Annotated in this window: 20 protein-coding genes and 4 pseudogenes; 6 read left to right on the forward strand and 18 right to left on the reverse strand. The window is 39.3% G+C overall.

What is annotated here, in order from left to right:
• Positions 1-157 precede the first annotated feature (157 nt).
• The 4 genes and pseudogenes from E0409_RS12185 to def all read right to left on the reverse strand — a co-directional run bounded on the left by E0409_RS12185 (position 158) and on the right by def (position 2,403).
• The gene (locus E0409_RS12185) at positions 158-610 is read right to left on the reverse strand and encodes a hypothetical protein (protein ID WP_131291251.1); all 453 of its coding nucleotides are present in this window, start codon (positions 608-610) and stop codon (positions 158-160) included.
• 25 nt (positions 611-635) lie between these two features.
• Positions 636-926, reverse strand: a complete 291-nt coding sequence (locus tag E0409_RS12190) for a GGDEF domain-containing protein (protein WP_165541334.1) — start codon at positions 924-926, stop codon at positions 636-638.
• The gene (locus tag E0409_RS16770) at positions 859-1,488 is read right to left on the reverse strand and encodes a GGDEF domain-containing protein (RefSeq protein ID WP_252151815.1); all 630 of its coding nucleotides are present in this window, start codon (positions 1,486-1,488) and stop codon (positions 859-861) included. Before E0409_RS16770 ends, E0409_RS12190 begins: the two co-directional genes overlap by 68 nt.
• A gap of 435 nt (positions 1,489-1,923) precedes the next feature.
• Positions 1,924-2,403 (reverse strand): annotated as a pseudogene (def, locus tag E0409_RS12200) (peptide deformylase).
• A gap of 235 nt (positions 2,404-2,638) precedes the next feature.
• Here def and E0409_RS16775 point away from each other — a divergent pair.
• The gene (locus E0409_RS16775; protein WP_131291257.1) at positions 2,639-2,842 is read left to right on the forward strand and encodes an amino acid transport protein; all 204 of its coding nucleotides are present in this window, start codon (positions 2,639-2,641) and stop codon (positions 2,840-2,842) included.
• Positions 2,843-3,256: 414 nt separating this feature from the next.
• On the opposite strand, the gene E0409_RS12210 is transcribed toward E0409_RS16775, so the two are convergent.
• The 3 genes from E0409_RS12210 to pnuC form a co-directional block, all read right to left on the reverse strand.
• Positions 3,257-3,754, reverse strand: a complete 498-nt coding sequence (locus E0409_RS12210; RefSeq protein WP_131291259.1) for a DUF2505 family protein — start codon at positions 3,752-3,754, stop codon at positions 3,257-3,259.
• Positions 3,755-3,886: 132 nt separating this feature from the next.
• A complete protein-coding gene (locus E0409_RS12215; protein ID WP_131291261.1) occupies positions 3,887-4,162 on the reverse strand; it encodes a hypothetical protein in 276 nt (91 codons plus the stop codon).
• A 33-nt stretch (positions 4,163-4,195) separates the two neighbouring features.
• Positions 4,196-4,780: a nicotinamide riboside transporter PnuC gene (pnuC, locus tag E0409_RS12220; protein WP_131291286.1), complete on the reverse strand. Its 585-nt coding sequence runs from the start codon at positions 4,778-4,780 to the stop codon at positions 4,196-4,198.
• Between the two features lie 220 nt (positions 4,781-5,000).
• On the opposite strand from pnuC, the gene E0409_RS12225 reads away from it, so the two are divergent.
• From E0409_RS12225 to E0409_RS12235, 3 genes and pseudogenes are all read left to right on the forward strand, one after another.
• Entirely contained in the window at positions 5,001-5,786 is a 786-nt protein-coding gene (locus tag E0409_RS12225; protein ID WP_131291263.1) for a crotonase/enoyl-CoA hydratase family protein, read from the forward strand.
• A 57-nt stretch (positions 5,787-5,843) separates the two neighbouring features.
• Positions 5,844-6,752, forward strand: a complete 909-nt coding sequence (locus tag E0409_RS12230; RefSeq protein WP_131291265.1) for an alpha/beta hydrolase family protein — start codon at positions 5,844-5,846, stop codon at positions 6,750-6,752.
• A gap of 4 nt (positions 6,753-6,756) precedes the next feature.
• Positions 6,757-7,321 (forward strand): annotated as a pseudogene (locus tag E0409_RS12235) (TetR/AcrR family transcriptional regulator).
• 60 nt (positions 7,322-7,381) lie between these two features.
• Here the strand turns inward: E0409_RS12235 and E0409_RS12240 are convergent.
• Positions 7,382-7,864 (reverse strand): hypothetical protein, encoded by a 483-nt coding sequence (locus E0409_RS12240; protein ID WP_131291267.1) that lies wholly within the window; start codon positions 7,862-7,864, stop codon positions 7,382-7,384.
• A 121-nt stretch (positions 7,865-7,985) separates the two neighbouring features.
• On the opposite strand from E0409_RS12240, the gene E0409_RS16510 reads away from it, so the two are divergent.
• Together E0409_RS16510 and E0409_RS12245 are read left to right on the forward strand one after the other, a co-directional pair.
• On the forward strand, positions 7,986-8,126 hold the full coding sequence (locus E0409_RS16510; protein WP_165541335.1) for a hypothetical protein: 141 nt from the start codon (positions 7,986-7,988) through the stop codon (positions 8,124-8,126).
• Between the two features lie 72 nt (positions 8,127-8,198).
• Positions 8,199-9,161, forward strand: a complete 963-nt coding sequence (locus E0409_RS12245; RefSeq protein ID WP_131291269.1) for a DMT family transporter — start codon at positions 8,199-8,201, stop codon at positions 9,159-9,161.
• Between the two features lie 61 nt (positions 9,162-9,222).
• On the opposite strand, the gene pgaD is transcribed toward E0409_RS12245, so the two are convergent.
• From pgaD to E0409_RS12295, 10 genes and pseudogenes are all read right to left on the reverse strand, one after another.
• Positions 9,223-9,636: a poly-beta-1,6-N-acetyl-D-glucosamine biosynthesis protein PgaD gene (gene pgaD / locus E0409_RS12250; protein WP_131291271.1), complete on the reverse strand. Its 414-nt coding sequence runs from the start codon at positions 9,634-9,636 to the stop codon at positions 9,223-9,225.
• Positions 9,626-10,918 (reverse strand): poly-beta-1,6-N-acetyl-D-glucosamine synthase, encoded by a 1,293-nt coding sequence (gene pgaC, locus E0409_RS12255; protein ID WP_131291273.1) that lies wholly within the window; start codon positions 10,916-10,918, stop codon positions 9,626-9,628. Before pgaC ends, pgaD begins: the two co-directional genes overlap by 11 nt.
• Before the next feature lie 11 nt (positions 10,919-10,929).
• Positions 10,930-12,822 (reverse strand): annotated as a pseudogene (gene pgaB / locus E0409_RS12260) (poly-beta-1,6-N-acetyl-D-glucosamine N-deacetylase PgaB); the annotation flags it as partial.
• Positions 12,823-13,424: 602 nt separating this feature from the next.
• The gene (locus tag E0409_RS12265) at positions 13,425-15,299 is read right to left on the reverse strand and encodes a sensor domain-containing diguanylate cyclase (protein WP_131291278.1); all 1,875 of its coding nucleotides are present in this window, start codon (positions 15,297-15,299) and stop codon (positions 13,425-13,427) included.
• 126 nt (positions 15,300-15,425) lie between these two features.
• Positions 15,426-15,764, reverse strand: a complete 339-nt coding sequence (locus E0409_RS12270) for an FKBP-type peptidyl-prolyl cis-trans isomerase (RefSeq protein WP_067724328.1) — start codon at positions 15,762-15,764, stop codon at positions 15,426-15,428.
• 104 nt (positions 15,765-15,868) lie between these two features.
• Positions 15,869-16,069 carry a hypothetical protein gene (locus E0409_RS12275; RefSeq protein WP_131291280.1) on the reverse strand — a complete coding sequence of 67 codons (201 nt, stop codon included), beginning with the start codon at positions 16,067-16,069 and terminating at the stop codon, positions 15,869-15,871.
• A 239-nt stretch (positions 16,070-16,308) separates the two neighbouring features.
• Positions 16,309-16,839, reverse strand: coding sequence for a YaeQ family protein (locus E0409_RS12280; RefSeq protein ID WP_131291282.1), 531 nt, complete (start codon positions 16,837-16,839; stop codon positions 16,309-16,311).
• Positions 16,840-16,881: 42 nt separating this feature from the next.
• The gene (locus E0409_RS12285; RefSeq protein ID WP_131291284.1) at positions 16,882-17,913 is read right to left on the reverse strand and encodes a CobW family GTP-binding protein; all 1,032 of its coding nucleotides are present in this window, start codon (positions 17,911-17,913) and stop codon (positions 16,882-16,884) included.
• 213 nt (positions 17,914-18,126) lie between these two features.
• Positions 18,127-18,345, reverse strand: a complete 219-nt coding sequence (locus tag E0409_RS12290) for a hypothetical protein (protein ID WP_252151814.1) — start codon at positions 18,343-18,345, stop codon at positions 18,127-18,129.
• Positions 18,346-18,349: 4 nt separating this feature from the next.
• A pseudogene (locus E0409_RS12295) lies at positions 18,350-18,561 on the reverse strand (IS4 family transposase); the annotation flags it as partial.

Below are 18,561 nucleotides of genomic sequence, written 5' to 3' on the forward strand. Positions count from 1 at the left end.
AAAGCATCCATTGAAAAGCCTCTATCAAAAAGCACTGGATTGAATTCCGGTGCTTTTTTTATTCCTGTTCTAATTCAATGTACACCTAACTTTAATCAGGGGATTACCTTTCCATCAAAAAGATGAGGAATATTGCGCCGCAAGGAAGAGGTTATTTTTAATGAAATACTTTTGCTAATTTGCCCACTCTTATTTCCACCACATTCCAATGGTGCATCATTTCCCGTATAAAAATGAAATACACAAATAGATAAAAATGCTCACTACTAAGCTGCTGTACATAATATTCGGTATGTTCTACAAGTTCATTAAAGGCATGTTCAAGCTTTATTCGGTCTATGACTGTTTCATTGTTAAAGAAAAGTTCTGATAACTGTTGCATAAATTCATCAGAAGTGTCCGCTACCCGCTGAATTTTATAATCAAATTTAAGCTGTTCCAGTATTTCCTCAACCCTATAAATCATATTTTCTAAAGCCAAAGCATCTAACTTTTTATATCGAATATTTTCTGACTGGATATCATTTAAACCTTTAGCAACTTTAAACGGCTGTCCATTAACATCAAATTGGACAGCATCTCGACCCAAAGAAAATTGGATTTGTTCCATGACAGCAATCCCAAGAAATCCATCTTTAAATAGCAGGGTCTAAGTTTAACTCCAGATAGTTTCTTACCTGATTTCTGCCCTGCCGTTTAGCCAAATATAAGGCCCGATCTGCCATACGAATGGTCTGTTCTTTATTTAAAGTGCTTTGAGAGAGTGCTACCCCAAAACTTGCACTCATTTTTAAAATCTTTTTTGTTTCTAACTGAATTTCTTCCTGCTCAATTATTTTACGACAACGTTCTGCAATCTCAATCGCTTGCTGTAAATTTTGTTCTTTTAAAATCAGAATAAATTCTTCCCCCCCCAAAACGCCCAACGATATCCTGTTCCCGTGTAATGGTAGATAAAATGGTAGCAACGCGTTGCAAAACCATATCTCCAACTTCATGGCCATATTGGTCATTAATGAGTTTGAAATGATCCAAATCCAGTAAAATTACCGCATAAGCCGTTTTTTTCTTGCGTTCTAAAGCTGTGAGTTGTTCGCCAATATAACGACGATTAAACACATTCGTCAGCACATCAGTTTGGCTCATTCTTTTAATATTTCTTTCACGCCGACGCCATTGTGAAAGTAAAATTTCAAAAAACAAAATCGAAACCAGCAAGATCGGCAGATAAACTTCCGCCATACTTCCGATCCAGAATTCATTATGATAAAACGCGCCATTCGTAAGTGCATCACTAAACACAGGCGCGTAACGAATCACCCCATTAAAAGTTAAGTAACTAATAATGACGATAAAAATAAGAGCAGGAATCGCAATACTATAAATAATTTTTCGTGAATAAAATACCAAGCCAATCAGGACAATATTGACAAATCCTGCAATGGTGGCGGGGCTATAAATACCGACGGTATAGCCCGCATAAATCATGGTGGCGCCAAAAAACATGGGTGAAAAATAAGAAATAAATCTCCGGAATTTTTTATTTCTTTTATATCTGAAGCTAAACCCAACTATAGTGATAAAAATGATTAAAGTGATAAACACACTGATAATACGGATGAAAAAAAAGTCCGCATTGATCCAGACAGCATTTTCAGCAGAGAAATAGCTGACCAGATACCATTTAATTGCACTGACCTGACAAAATGCCCCAAAAATCAGGAGCAATACCCCTTTATCAAAATTAGGCCAGTTAATAATTAAATTATCAGATTCGAGTATATGAAACCTAAATCTGCCCCAATAATGAAAAATCAGTGTCTGTATTTTTCTAAACAAGTTCATAGACTTAATTACTATATTTATAATTTCTAAAATTTTTATTGCTTTATATTTATAGCACAAAAATTAAACAATTTAGACTTATATCCGCTGAATAAACAACACTCCATCCAAATGATCCACTTCATGCTGCACAATCCTTGCAGGAAAACCCGTATAGACCGTTTCTATTTGTTCACCTTGCAGCGTTAAATAACGCACTTTAACCGTTTCCGCCCGTGCCACTTGCCCACGTTCATCCGGAACACTTAAACACCCCTCTTCTCCCAGAACAGTTGCTTCAGACCTTTCTAAAATTTCAGGGTTCACCATCACCACTGCATCCATTTCAGGTGCATCTGGATAACGCAGGTTAGGACGTTAAGCGACAATAATCACTCGTTTAGAGACATAAACCTGAGGGGCGACAATACCTACACCATTTCGTTCCGTCATGGTGTCATGCATGGCTACAGCGAGTTGATTTAACCATTCACTATTCAGTTCAGACTTTGCCACCTCAGCCGCTGCTAAGGTCAAAATGGCTTCACCACGCTGTGCTACAGGTAAAATGGTACTCATAAATTCATTCCCGTGTTAGATATAGCCTGAGATATAAAGCCAAATCCAATACTGTTTTAAATCACAGATTCTGTATAAATCTTAACGCTAAAAACATATCTCTCATATGCAATTTTAATCCTTGTATTTCACCTTTCCTGCAGATCAAGGTTTGCGATCCTTAAGTAAAATCTTTTAAGCCTATTTTAATTTTACTTGGTTATAATTAGCTCAAATCCTTTATAAATATAAAATAATGACTACAGCCCAACTTCTTCTTGGTGTTCTTTTTAGCTCAATAGGCTTAGGCTATTTTCTATATGGGAAAAAGCAAAAATTCACTATGCCCTTGATTTGTGGCTTAGTACTGATGATCTTCCCCTATTTTGTAGAAAATACCGTAATGCTAACAACCACCGGTATCATCATCTCTATTTTGCCTTACTTTGTAAGACTCTAATATCCATACAGATCACCAGTCATCATTCATAAATTTAAGTTGTCGTACTCAGAAAAAAGAATGATTTTTCATATAGATAGCAATTGATTCAAATCAAAACTTTAGCACTATTTGTACACGCGCTATTGGCGCAATGTATTACATTTGGGTGGTGTGCCTGGTCTCGTTCTTTACTGCAATGCTTTATAGAGCCAAATTTGAAAAACAGAATTTAGCAGCATCTGCAATTTCGACACCGCACAATCCAGTGCAAGATTAATCATTAATAAAAGAACAATAAAAGAAAAAGCTCTTCATTAAAGTACAGTTGCGAATGACGTTTCCGCGTATCAAATAACAGGATGAATTCAAAATAAAAAATGCCAGTCAATTTCTTAAATGACTGGCATTACTTCATTAAATGCTTTTTTATTATTAAGCAGAGCAGTTTTTCTTTAATTCATCTTCAACAATCTGGATCTCCAGATCACTGAATTTACGAATTTCCCCTTCAGCATGTTTTTCTAGCATGCCTGCAATCAAAGGGACTTTAATCTTAACCTGCCAATTTAAGGTAATGTGAATCTGCAGATCGTCCCCTGTTACTGAACGTTCACAGTTCGCATGTAAAGGCAGATTCGCACCCAATTCTATAGTCGAAGTTAAAGCTTCTAAATTGGTGATATCGGTACGCTTCAAACGGAAAGCATCTTTAATTAATTTTTTTGCGATATCCGGAATCTTCACATCTAAATTATATGCACGGCGTAAAGTATAGGTATCGCCCTGAATCTTAGATTCAATAATTTCTAATTTTTCACCTGGAATACGTCTGCATACTGCTTCGTGCAAAGCTGTATCTGATGCAAGCCGTTTAAATTCATCAATTGAAACTCCCTGAATTGTAGAATTTACAGTAAAACGATGTGCCATTTTTCTATCCTTTGTTTTTTATTGGTCGTTTTGAATACTTATAAACCATTTGATCATCACTGATCTAGGGCATTTTGTCGCTTTTTATTTAATTGAATTTTAGTGATGCTGTCATTGACCATCTATACCGAACTATTGACCATGTACGCCATAACGTATTTCAATTTGCTCGGAACAGGAAATACTGAGGAAATGGTTTCTATATTCAATGATCGCATAGAATTGTTCAGCACCATCATCCAGCCCTGTCGCTGCCCACGTGGTGCCTCTTGGAAAATCATTCAACCATTCAGCCTTATAAAAATCAGAGACTGAATCGAAGTTAATATAATCTTCAGGCGCAGCTTGAATCCGTGCTGCCATTTCATCAAATTGCTTCAATTGATGTTGAATGAAATCAATCAGCATAGAGGTCAGTCCAAGTGCGCTATAAAAAGATATTTATACACCCTTAAAATGTGTGATTGCCTGTTTCTTTTTCACCTGTTCCCACTGCCACCAGCCAAAAGCGGCCAAACCAACAAAGGCGGCATATAAACCCGCAGTCAGGAATAAGTCTTTATAAATAAACATGCCGACATAAATGATATCGACGAAAACCCACAACACCCAGGTGGCAATATGTTTACGGCTGGTCCAATAGGTAGCCAGTAAACTAAAAGCCGCCAGTTGTGAATCCAGCATCGGCACCGCAGCATCGGTAAAATTTTTTAAAGTTAACCCAAAAATTAAACCGCCCACTGCTGCAAGTGACATTTGGAAAATCACGATTTTTTTGGCAATCGGTTCAATCCGAATTTCATGATCTTGCTGTTTGCCCTTCAACCAGTGATAGAAACCATAAAAGTTCACCACCATAAAGAAGAACTGCAAGATGGTTTCGCCATACAGCTTAAATTCATAAAATAAATAAGCATATAAAACAAAGGCTGCGAAATTAAACCACCAACACCACATATTGCGTTTAATGGTCAATGTCACCCCAATAAGACTGATAATGACCGCAACAATTTCTAAAGGTGACATAGCAATAAACAGACAGGTAAAGAGTGCTGCTATTATGGGAAAAATAGCGCTGAACGCAAGATAAATTGTACCAATCCAGCTACACAATCTGACGGACACCATAGTTGTTTCCAACTACGATCTGTAACGTCAATGCAAATTGAAAATAGATTGCCCAGATTTGACAGTTTTCTAACGACCGTTTAAGAATATAAAAAATGATCGCATTGGAAGAATAAAAATGTCCCAACAACAAGGAAAAGTCAGCCGGGAAATTCGCGGATCTCTGTTCTTGATTGGACTCGACCGTGCTGAAAAACGAAATGCCTTTGATAGCCATCTGATTCATGACTTATCATTGGCCTTAACCGAATATGAAGATCATCCCGAGTTACGCTGTGCCGTGATCTTCGCGCATGGAGCTCACTTTACCGCGGGCTTAGATTTAGTCGAACTACAACCTAAGCTGAGTAGTGGCATATTTAGCTACGATGAACAACAGATTAATCCATGGGGAACCAGTGGACGTCAGCAAAAAAAACCGGTAATTGTTGCAGTACAAGGCTATTGCTATACCGCAGGGATCGAGCTGATGCTGAATGCCGATATTGTGATTGCTCAGGACAATAGCCAATTTGCACAAATGGAAGTGCAACGCGGTATCCTACCATTTGGCGGTGCAACGGTGCGTTTTGTACAAGCGGCAGGCTGGGCTAAAGCCATGCGCTACTTGCTCACGGGTGATGCATTCGATGCCCAAACCGCGCTGGACTTAAACCTGATCAATGAAATTACCACTGAAGCTCCCCTCAAACGAGCCATTGAACTGGCTGAACGGATTGCTCAAGCTGCACCACTTGCAGTACAGGCGACACTTGCTTCAGCCAAAGAAGCTGCTGAACATGGTGCAGAAACAGCATTTTCCAATTTACAGCAACACCTTACCCCGCTGTTAAAAACCCAAGATGTTCAGGAAGGTGTCATGGCGATGCTGCAACGACGTGCGCCCGAATTTAAAGGTCAATAATTTAAAAGTAAATCATCCAAAGCTTAATAATCTAAATCCAATAAAAACGAGTTTGCTATGCCGTATTTAAATCAGAAGCCACAAAATAATCACTTTAGCGTCCGTACCCAATCATTCATGGCAACCGATGGTTATCCCCTTATTGGAACACTTTACACACCTAGACATGACCTAAAAGCCAATATTGTATTGTCCAGTGCCACTGGTGTTCCACAAGCCTTCTATCGGCACTTTGCCGAATATATGACCCAGTTTGGCTATCAGGTTTTAAGCTTTGATTATCGTGGCGTGGGACAGTCTGCACCGCAAAATTTAAAAGGTTTTAAGATGTCTTATTTAGATTGGGGTGCTTTGGATCTTGCTGGAGCGATTGACTATCTGGCACAAGATCAAATCCCGCTGTTTATGGTCGGACATTCTTATGGTGGGCAAGCACTCGGTCTGGCACCCAATCATCATAAAGTGACTGCCATGTACTGTTTTGGCACAGGTGCAGGCTGGCATGGCTATATGCCGTTGAAAGAAAAGATCAAAGTTCAGGTGATCTGGAATATTATCTTCCCGCCGATGGTTGCTCTAAAAGGCTATTTGCCTTGGAGCAAACTGAATATGGGCTCAGATTTACCGATTGACGTTTATAAACAGTGGCGAAAATGGTGTAAAAATCCGACCTATTTCTTTGCCGACCCTGAACAGCACGCGTTGATTGAGCAATATGCACAAGTCAAAACGCCCATTTATGCAGTATCTGCACTGGATGACGACTGGGCTTTACCCAATTCACGGCATGCCTTTATGCAATATTACAGCCAAGCTCCGATGCAATTTATTGATATTGCAGCGCAAGATTATGCTCTTAAACAGATTGGGCATATGGGCTATTTCCGTAAAGGTGCGGAAAAAATATGGGATGAGCTTCTATACAGCTTTGATGATTTACTGGCTCAAAAAACGGATAGAGATTAAAAAAATGCGTCCACAGAAACTCAGCCGAGAGCAAATTCTTAACTTATGCGCCTTACAATTTAAGACACAGGGTTATGCAGGCACCAGTATGGAAATGCTGGCCAAAGCCTGTGGACTCAGCAAAACCTCTTTTTACTATTACTATCCGAGTAAAGAAGCTTTATATCATGGATGTATTGGAACTGATCCAGCAATACTTAAATACGTATTTATTTAAACTGATTGAAAATCCTGAAATGTCTGCCGCCCAACACTTTGAGCATCTACATCAACGAGCGGTACAGTTCTTTAGTTATGGAGTCAAAGGTTGTCTAATCGGTATTATTTCTATTGAAGCCCGATATCACTCTGCCGAGGTTTTAGAAAAAATTCGCGCTATTTTTCAGGATTGGGAAATAGCATTCTATCGATTATTTAAAATACAGCTTACAGAAAATGAAGCCAAAATTTTAGCCAAACAAAGTTTAGCCGATTATGAAAGGGCGATTTTAATGTATCGCCTGAATGATGATCCATTCTATCTTGATCAAGTGAAGCAACGCATTTTAAAACAACTACAAACGGTATAAAGATGTATAGCTTTTCATCCTTTAGCTAAAAGTATTTAGCACTCAAGAGAATCACTTTAATCAAACGTGGCTATGTGCATCTTTCATTTCAAATTTATGCTCATCCCCAAAACGGTCGACATGAGTATAAAACACCCCATAACGTCCCACATAATATTCCAGAGACTGATCATAGAAAGTCCAGTAAATAGACCATTCCGCCAAATCCAGTTTACGAATCTGGGTTTGGGTTTTGGCTGGCATTTTTCTTAATACATCTTCTTGAACCACAATCGCCTGACTCAAATTTCGTTCAGCCAGTTCGCGCTCAAAAAATATTTGGCAGATATCATCAAATAATTGTTGTTCGTATTCCTCCACTTCATCGATACGTGCTTCATGGGCAGATAATGGCTTTGTTGATATAGCGGCTTGTTTATCTAAATCTGCTAACTGCTTGATTTTGAATTGCTGAAAATGTTGATTGATCTGAAATTTAAAAATGACTTTCCAAAGCCCAATAAACACAATGAAAAGACACAACCACAAGAGTATTTTTATCATAGCTACACTCTCACGAGTAAATAATTGTTATCTTTATATTTATAAAACAATTTGAATAAAAATCATACAATTTTTAAATTTATATGCTATAAAAAATGTTCATTCGGAGACTTTTTCTTTCATGTTCCCTATTCCATATCCTCAATACCCGCTTCTGATCTGGCTCGCTTTGGACATTCAAGTCAACAAAGCCGCTTCACGACGTGTGAACTTTTTGCATGAGGTGTCTTGGAATATGTACCGTGATCATTTCTTTGAATAATCACTAAAATAAATATCTAAAGGTCGCCTCAACAGCGACCTTTTTTAATGCCTGAAAATAAGGAAATAAATAATGAACCTTCCATCGAATAAAAATGACTTCCCCTCGCCACTGTCCGAGCCGGTTGTAGCTTCTTTTACCCGATCCTCACGCTTCGCTACAGCCGGTCAATTTGTTACTGTGGTGCTGATCTGGTCACTGACCCCATTGGCAGCCGTTTGGACAGTGCATGAAATTCACTGGGCGTGGGGCTTATTTATCCGATTTAGCTTGGCGATTCCCATCGCCTTAGTCTGTCTGGCTTATTTTAAAGTCAAACTGCCCTTGCACCCGCAAGCTTTACTCAGCTATGCGGCAGGCGCACTGGGCTTGTTTGCGTCCATGACCTTTTGCTATATGGGTGCATCAAAAGTTCCATCTTCCATAATTTCAATCATCTACGGCATTGCCCCATTCATATCCGGCTTGCTGGCGACCTGCATTTTTAAAAGTGAAAAGTTGAGTGTTTATCAATACACAGGTTTAATGATGGGCATGCTCGGTCTGTATTTTGCTCTGGGCTTAAGTTCGCAAAACATACGCCTGAATTATCTCGGGATAGCTTTAGAAGTCATCGCCATGATGCTTTATGTACTGTCTGCATTTGCAGTTCGTGGTGTGGCTGCCAACATCCATCCAATCAGTCAAATGACTGGTGCGACACTGGTGTCATGGCTAGGCTATTGTGCTTTACTGCCTTTTTTCTGGTCAGATCTGCCCTCAGATTTCCCTTCATTGCAAACCGGTGTTGCACTGATTTATAGCGCTTTATTTTCATCGGTACTGGCGATGATTTTTTATTATCAATTACTCAACACCGTTAATCCAACCACACTGATGCTGATCACGATTATGACGCCTGTACTCGCCACGCTGTGGGGAACATGGCTCAATCATGAAACTTTAGGCGCAGATTTAATTCTTGGACTGTTTTTAATATGTGTGGGATTATCTTTATATTCTTATTCCATCCGTATAACGACATCAATCAAATAAAAAATCCCGGGTGTGATATTCACTCGGGATTTTTAAAATCTTTAACTCAAACAGCGTTTCATTATTCGATCCGAATGATTTTACCGTGATCATCATGATGGATCACACTGACTTTTTGTTGACGCCCCTGTTCAATGTCTTGAATAGCTAAATCAAAATGCTGTTCATAATCCGAGATATTTTTGGCAGAACTTGGCTTTACTGTTTTTGCAGGAATAAAATTCGACCACAATAATAATGCAACCACACATGCCAATAATGCACTCACACCATGTTCAATCCCCAAACCAAAAGCTGAAAACAGTTGATGAATGACATGTTGTTTTTGCAGACTGACTACACCAATTACAATTAACAATGGACGCCATAAAAATAACCATACTGCCCACATCATCGCGGTAGAAGTATTAGATGCATAGCGTTTATGCCAAGGCAATAAACGGCGTAAATCAATAATTAAAGAATTACTTTTCATGGCTGATGCTCTCATTATGGACAGTTGAATTGCGCATGCCCCGGTCCGGACTCACCCAGCGTGCGCGCTTACCGTCACGACGCAACAACACTTTTGGAAATGCCACAATACTGGCAGACAGCGTAATTAACCAGAATACAAACGGATACCAGATCATCCAGAAGTAATTTTTACCGAGTCCCGGTTCATAACGACTATCCATCCATTTACTGATTGCAAACTGAAGTAAACAGGTTGCCCCTAATAGCATGCCTGTTCCATAAGGCAAAAATGGTGAACTCGTGCCACTGATTCCAAGCGGAACGATAAAGTGAATGATCCAAATAATGGCCATAAACAGCATTAAATAAGACCAGACCAACGTCAGGATCAATTCAAACAGTAATGGCCATAAAAAATTCAGTTTCGGTTTGAACAGCACGTCGATATTTTTAATCAGCACTTGTGCCCCACCCATCGCCCAACGCAGCCGCTGTTTCCACAAACCATTAAAAGTTTCTGGCATTAAAATCCAGACCAAGGCATTCGGTTCAAAGTGAATATTCCAGCCCGCACGTTGCAGCTTCCAGGTGATATCAATATCTTCAGTCAGCATATCAGGTGACCAATAACCCACCTCATGCACCGCACTTTTACGAAATGCAGTGATCACGCCAGAAACCGTAAACAGTCGACCAAAACTGCGTTGCGCACGTTTGATCATGCCCACAATAGAGGAAAATTCTCCGACCTGAATACGACCAATTAAGGTGGAACGGGTACGAATCCGTGGATTACCGGTAACTGCAGCAACGGTTTCATCTTCCAGAAAATGGCGTAACATCCATGTAGCTGCATGCGGATCAAGCAAGGCATCACCATCGATGCCAAGCAAATATTCCGCATCCGTCAGCAAGCTTCCTGCTTGCAATGCCATGGCTTTGCCCTGATTTTGCGCCAAATGTACCACCCGTAACTTTTCATGCTGTGCAGCCAAACGGTCTAACACTGCTGCAGTGTTGTCTGAACTACCATCATTAATCGCAATCACTTCAAAGTTTGGATAATCCAGTGCCAGAGCATGCGTTAAGGTTTCTTCAGCGTTATCCCCTTCATTAAAACAAGGCACCAGCACTGCCACCTTAGGATAATAAGGCAGTGCTTCAGGCTGTTGATATGGTGGATCCTGTCGCTCTTTCCAATAGAAAATCAGTGCACCCATCATCCATAAATACGACATAAACAATGGATAATAAAAGACAAAGTGCAAAGCAGAATGCCAAAAGTGCTGCAGCGTTGACATATAAAATTCCTTTAAGGAACAAGTTTGCTTGATTTCAAATCAAAGGCCTGGCGTAACACTTGCGCATTGGGATGATCTTGAATCGGATCATCGGGATAGTAAGCCACGTGCATTGCACCTTGTTGATATAAAGATTGAATGGTGCTTGCCATTTCATCTGAGGGAACCTTTTGATTGCTTCGCCAGTTCACTGCCTGCAATTCAAAGACCGTTTTTTTGATTCCCTGTGGAAACTGCTTCACGCGATTGACAATATCTCGATAAAAAACATCACTATTCGGGGCTTGTTCCATATAGGGCATCGCCATGATGGCAGTGAAATCATAACGATTGATAGACTGTTCTAAAGACTGTGAATACCAATTTTCCGCATACGGTTTCAGCGCAACTTGCGCATATAAATTTCGTGCGGTGAGTAAAAAAGGATGATACTGACGGACTTGTTGTGCCAGTTGCAATGCAAAGTCATCAATGTACTTGGTTTTATAAGCCGTCCATTTTTGCAGCTCGGCATCATTGCTACGAATTTCGGCTAAATCGGTCGGCAAACCAATAGCCGCATAAGCTTTCAAAGCTTCGGGACTGGCATCTTCATAGTCAGATAAAGTGGTATCGTCATGGAATAAAATACCGTTAAAAGGCACAGACTTGGCCAGGTCTTGATAAATCCCGCTAATAGTTTTTCGTGCATCGGGTGAAAATGGACTTAAACGGCGATAGCCCATATTCAGATGCTCTGAATCTTCCTTTTGCTGGGTTTCAACCACATCTTTAGACACCGGATTATTTTTAGGTAATTCCCATGCCAATAATGGCATCCACGCGTAGACACGCCCCACTTGGGTTCGGGTCTGAATTTGCCAGGCGACACGGTTAAACAGGTCTGCGCGCATCGGTAAATAATGATTGGGGAAATACACCATATCTGCCGAGCCGTTGGCATCAGGATCGGAAAAGGCCTGTAAATACACGGTATTCACTTTCATCGCCACAATCCGGTCCAGTAGATGATCGAGGTTACGTTCTTGTTGAATCGGATCTTTGTCGTAAATGTAATCTAGATCGATATGCATGATTTTTTGCGGACGGTTATTGTCGCCCAAATGTTGCTGACGATTTTGAATTTCTCGCGCTAAATCCGTTGTGGTCATATTGCCTTCAATCAAAATACGATTGAGCTGACCCAGTGAACTTTTCGCCGAATCCGCACCATCATCCAGACTGATGGCAACCGGCATCCCCAGTTGTTTGGCAATTTTCACGGTTTGCATATTATAGTGACCATAAGGCCAGACCATTACCCGTGGTGATTTCAAACCGTGCGCAATCAGCAATTGGTTATTCTGTTTTAAATCATTGGAAATACGCTGCTGATAGTGGCTATCATCTTCATAGCTCGCAGATTTAGCATCATATAAGCGTGTGACAGCAGCAGGTTCCAGATTGCCTTGTGGATTGCCTACAATACCGCGATGCAAATTATAACTATGACTGGCAATTTCCACTAAACCACTATCTTGCATCTCTTTCAATTCTGACCAGGACAGCATGTCTTTACGCTGAATCTGCTCACCTGAAAAATCAATGCTTTGATCTTCTTTGGGTTCTAACCATGAACCGACCACCGCCAAAACCACAGGAATTTTATTCGCTTTAACAATCGGATAGGCATTTTTATAAAAAGAGGCATAACCATCATCCACCGTCAATAAAACCGGTTTTGTCGGTAGGCTATATTTCCCTTGATGAGCCTGGATGAGTTGGTCGACATTAATAAAGTGAAAACCATTTTTTTTCAGCCAATCGATATGTTGCTGAAATTGGGTGCTACTCACTGCATATTCAGGAATAAGTGCATTTTCAGTGTTGATAATTTCATGATAACCAATCACGGTCAGTGTCGGATTATGCGCTGGCTTTTGACTCCAGGCTAAATGGGGAATCTGCCACAAAACTGCAGAAAGAGACGTGGAGAGCAATGTTGAAAGCAAGCGAGTAGTCATTAATATGGTGCTCAAAAAATCATTTTATTCTCTGAATATCACACATTTTCCATCAATAAAATGTGGTTCTTGCCTTTCCTGATGTATGGCATTCAGTTATTTCAACTTGCCTTTTTATCAAATCAAACTGAAATGAATCTTAAAAATACGCATGAATTAGAAATAAAAGTTTTAAAAAAACACCAATATGTCTGTTTTTTCAGCAAGGTAAGTGCATTTAAATAAATTGCTTAAATTTATAAAAACTATGCTGATTAGAGCTGCAAAAATTAAAGATCTTCCAGATATCCCCGCGACATGATTCAGGTCATTCCTACGGGTATTCAATCGGGTGTTAAAGCGCATCAGCGATGTGAAAGTCGTATGCAAATTTGCTGAGAAAAGATCAATTAAAAGTAGATTCTATAATGAAGGTTTTATCAAAAAAATGGCTTTGAAACTTACATACGCATCGTATCGAATTAAATGCCAACTGCTTTAGTCAGCCTTCCTTACTTAAATCACTAAGCTTGAAGTGCTTGGTACTGGTCTCGGCCGGCGCCTTTAGCTGCATAAAGCTGAACATCGGCTGCTTTCATAAGTTCGTGAATATCAGCATATGGATGATTTCGATCCATCCATGCGACCCCCATGCTTAAGGTCACATATTGTTTTTGGTCGGGTCTATTTAAATGTTGCAATTGTGCTTGTCTGACTGCATTTAAAACCTGTTGCAATACCTTTAAAACCACTTCACTGGGAACATTATGCAAAATAATCGCAAACTCCTCTCCCCCATAGCGTGCCACATAAGCTGAAGGTGGTAAGGCCTGTTGTATAATTTTAACCAAATCTTGCAAAATCACATCGCCCTTTAAATGCCCATAGTAATCATTATAATTTTTAAAATAATCCACATCTAACATGGCAAATGCCAAGGTGCTATTACTGTGGTTTTTTGTCAGGGTAAATAAACGCTGAATTTCACTATTTAATGCACGACGGTTAAATGCTCCTGTCAATGCATCAACTTGAATTTGTAATTCTAACTGCTCATTGAGCTGATGTAACTGTAAAGTTCGCTCTTGTACTTTTTGGTCTAAAGAGCTATTCAGTTCAAGTAAATTATTATTTAATTGCTCGATATGATGAGTATGCTGAGCATAATTTTTTGACTGCTGGAACATAACCAACAATGCATAAAAACTGGTAGAGATAAATGAGAGATTAAAGGACTCAATTAAATTGAGCGTCAATAAAAAGTCATGGATGAAAGTAACGCATAATAAGATCACCGCCCATAAATTAATCGTAGAATATTGCTCTTTGGTTTTTAGAGTCAGATAAAAGCCATAGGCAAAATTCAAAATTACAGCTACGCTCAATAGTGAACTATAAAATGCCAAACGTTCAAAAATTTCAGGGAGAGTAAATACAGTTACAACAATATCTATTCCAAGCACCAGCATTGCTACAAAATAAACAATTGGATGTAAATAGCGCTGGTTGAGTAAAATCATATAACTCAGAAAAAATACCACGGCAAAATAAGTAAATAGAAACTCTAATCGTCTTCCCCATATCCAGCTAATATCTGTAAATACCGTATAGGCATAAGGTGCAGAAAATAAATTATGTAAGGCCAAGAATAAAATAAAAATACCAAACACAAATACCCGAATACTGCTGCACCCAATCTTTCCTTGAAAAACTGAAAACATTAAGGTAAATATGCCGACGCCCAATACTGCACCACAAACCAAACCAATACTCATCATCAACTGTTCAAACTGTCGAGTAATGGTTTTCGCAATACCAATCCGCATCGGATTTTCTAATCCACCATGTAAAGGATCAAAATTTGAGGCTTGAATGGTCAGGGTAAAATATTCTTTATTGACAACCATAAAGGCAATTCGAGGTGCATTTTCTGTGAGATGAGTTTTTGTATCTTTACCAATTTCACCTAAACGCAGCACGAAATCTCCATTCAAATACAGACGGTAAGCGCCATATTGATTGGGAATAAAAATAGCGATACGGCGCCCAATATATTCTTTAGGAATTTTAAAATGGCCGATAAAAGTACCGTAGGTTTGATTGGTGCCGGTGAGCTGTTTAAAGGAAATCGGTAAATTCACCGTTTCAGATTTTAAAACAGAACTGGGTTGAGTGATAAATTGCTCAGGATAATACTGCCATACGCCCTTCAGTAGGCTGGTACTCTTTTCCGTAAATTGAACTTCATTTAATAATTTTTGCTGTAAGGAAGAAGATTCAGGCGCAGCACGATATTGTGCCCATACAGGTTTTTGCCAGGCGAATACGCATAAACAGATCAAAAGAAAAAACTTAAAAAAATGTATTAAATTATGGCTCTTATCCAAAAAGCGAATCATCCTTAAATTACGCTTAGCTATTACTGAATGTAGCGATAAAAAAATAAAACTCAAACAATTTTTCATCTATTTGCAAGATCTATCCTTGTATCTTGCAGGATGTTTATTCATCAGAATTAATAAGTTTTAATCGCGAGTTTTTACGTCGAATAACTCAATTTCAAAAATCAGGTTTGAGTTCGCAGGAATGATTTTACCCATTTTTCGTTCGCCATATGCCAAATGTGCAGGAACCAGTAATTTACGTTTACCACCGACTTTCATCCCCATAATGCCCTGATCCCAACCTTTAATTACACGACCAGTTCCAATCACGGTTTCAAAGTAATTGCCACGGTCAATGGAGGAATCAAATTTGGTTCCATCTTCCAGCCAGCCTGTGTAATGCGTGGTAATCAGCGCGCCTTTAACAGCTTCTTTACCTTCACCCACTTTTAAATCAATAATTTCTAATTCATTTGTCATCATCATTTACCTGAGCTGAATACTAAATTTTTCAATGACTATTATAAACCGGATTCAGGTGAATTCTTCATGCTTTAAAATGTGTAGATTTAAAAGCTCAGCTCTTAAATATTCGAATGGTTGAGTAAACAAGCGGTCAGTTTTTTATAGTTTTCAGCTGAACCCATTAAAATCCAGTATCGACTCATTCGATGTTCGGTTTTATGGTGCACACTGTGAACCACCTTCATGTCATAAGCCTTAAATAGATCTTCATATTGATCTAAAGTCTTGCGTTGATCAGGACATTCGATAGGTGCGTGCATGACTCAGGGCTTCTATACGCTCGAACATAGATCAGAAAAATAAGAACGATCTCAGCACAATCAAGGTGACAAATAGACTTAACAGTTCATAGCCTGCACCAATAATGGCACCAATCCCTAGGGCTATAAGCAAACGATAAAATCAGGCTGCATATCTACCCCTCTCATTGTTATTATTTTCAGGTATCCGCAATTTTATGATCAGGATGCAAGGCCTAAAACCCGCATCCTGCTTATATTTACTGTAACTGTTCCCATTCAACCACGACTTGCGCATGCTCGCCAATCAGCGTCCATTCACCATCCATGACATTTAACTGTAGCTGCATGGTGCGTTCGCATAATTGTGGTAGCGCATTTGTGGTTGCTGTAGAAAGCTTCCAGACTTGAACATTACTTAAGGTTTTTAATTTGCTGTTGCGCTTATACCATTCATCAACCGATGAACCATAGGTGACCACTGCAACTTGCTTACAACGGGCGCTGGCTTTTTTGACTTTATCTTCATCTGGACTCCCCACTTCAATCCACTTGATCAGCTGACCGGTTAAGTCTTTTTCCCACAAAGCGGGTTCATCAGTTTCAAACAGATCTTTGGTAAATTCTAAAGCTTCACCAGCAAAACGCGCATAAGCCAAAATACGCACCATCAAGCGCTCAATGGTTTCAGAGGGATGTAAAGCCATCGTCAATTGATAATCAGCATATTGATGATCATCCATATTGGCAATGTTCAAATCAGCCTTATAAATCGTTGCTTTAAGCGCCATAAAAAAGTCCTCAAATTTGGCGCTTAGCATATAAGATTTGGACTACTTTTGCTGAGTTGTTTTATCCGTTTCATCCAAATTCAGCTGACATTGAAATAATTGATCTTCAAAGTGTCGCCAATCGCGCTGATCTTGCACAATGATTTCAATACGGTTATCAATACCCTCTTCTGAAGACTGATAGTTAAATTGCTCCGGATTAAAATTAAAGGTTTTCCAGCCCTGATTGGTATTAAAAATTGCTTTAATCCGCAGCCAATTCTTTTGTTCACAAAGTAAATCCAATAAAAGATAAAAATCAAATTGCCAGCGCTTGGGTAACTTCCAACCTGCCACACTATAGCCTTGCGCAGTTTCGACATAGTGATAAGGCAATTGTTTAATCTCAGGCAGACTTTGCCCGGTAGAAAATGTTTTTTGAATTTTAAGTAAGGGCTGAATCTTGCGTTCAGTGCCTACATACGGTAGATCAATTTGCTCAAGCGAAATTTCAGTCTGTCCACTCATCAGCCAGATCTGTTGATAGGCTTGATATTCAGTCTTCAATGCCGCTAAAGCCTGATCATCTGCGAAATCCATTCGATCTGCATGAGAAACCACAATAATCTGCGCAGCTTTTAACTGATCTGCATACAGATTTTGCTTGCTCCAATCCGCATCATGCAAACGCGAGCCATCCACTACCGTCACTAAAGCCCGCATCGCAATACTCTGTTGCCAATGCGGTTCAGTGAGTTGTTCCAGTAATTGTGCAGGATGTCCCAAACCAGTCGGTTCGATAAATAATCGATCCGGTTTAGTTTCAGACAATAACCGCGACAAAGCAATTTGCATGGGCAATTGACTACTACAGCAAAGACACCCCCCCAATAGTTCTTTAACTTCATAACCTTGAGTTTGCGGTAACATCTGCTGATCAACACCAATTTGTCCAAACTCGTTCATCAACACTGCCCAAACTTCATTTTCTGGCTTTTGACTGAGTAAATGCTTGAGCAAGGTGGTTTTTCCAGCCCCTAAAAATCCAGAAATGATATGCGTAGGGACAGCTTGCGTGGGAGAAATCAGTTTCAAAACTTACTCGCTATTCATTTGGTGGAAATCAATCAATGCAGTAGTGAGAACTACCCACCTCAAAAATCTGCATATTTCTCCACTTTAATTTCTTCCTTGAGCTATGGCAACGTATTCACACTATTTAAAAGGACTTACACAGCATTGTTATTAAATTTGGCTATATACGGTTGAAATTAATTCGTTATCCAAATTTTCAAATATAAACATACCTTAATCATCAAGTCTAAATTCAATTTCAAAGTTAGTACCATCCCAAACTTTTAATTCCCCAATCCAATCTATTTTTGCATTAAATCTTTTGGAATATTGACTAGCATCTTTGCCATCTAAGATATGTTGAAAATCACTGCTATTATTGAGCATTGATATAATTGGTCTTATCTTTAATTTTACTGCAAAAGCAAGGTCAAGGTCACTGCTGTCCCACAATTTTTCATAAAAGGAGGCTCAATTGAGCTTCCTTTTGTTTTATCGGTATTTTATCGGGCATGAATAAAGCTTTTAAGGTTTTTCTCTCAAACAGATTTACTTGGATCATTCTTAGTAACCGTTGAACCGTCCAGCCTTCTTGTCCTAAATGCCGAGCAAAACTCACCAGTAAATAGGCAATCAGGGCAATCCAAATTTGCGTCTGAATTGCGTTCC

Origin of the sequence: Acinetobacter sp. ANC 4862, assembly GCF_004336635.1 — a bacterium.
Lineage (GTDB): Bacteria > Pseudomonadota > Gammaproteobacteria > Pseudomonadales > Moraxellaceae > Acinetobacter.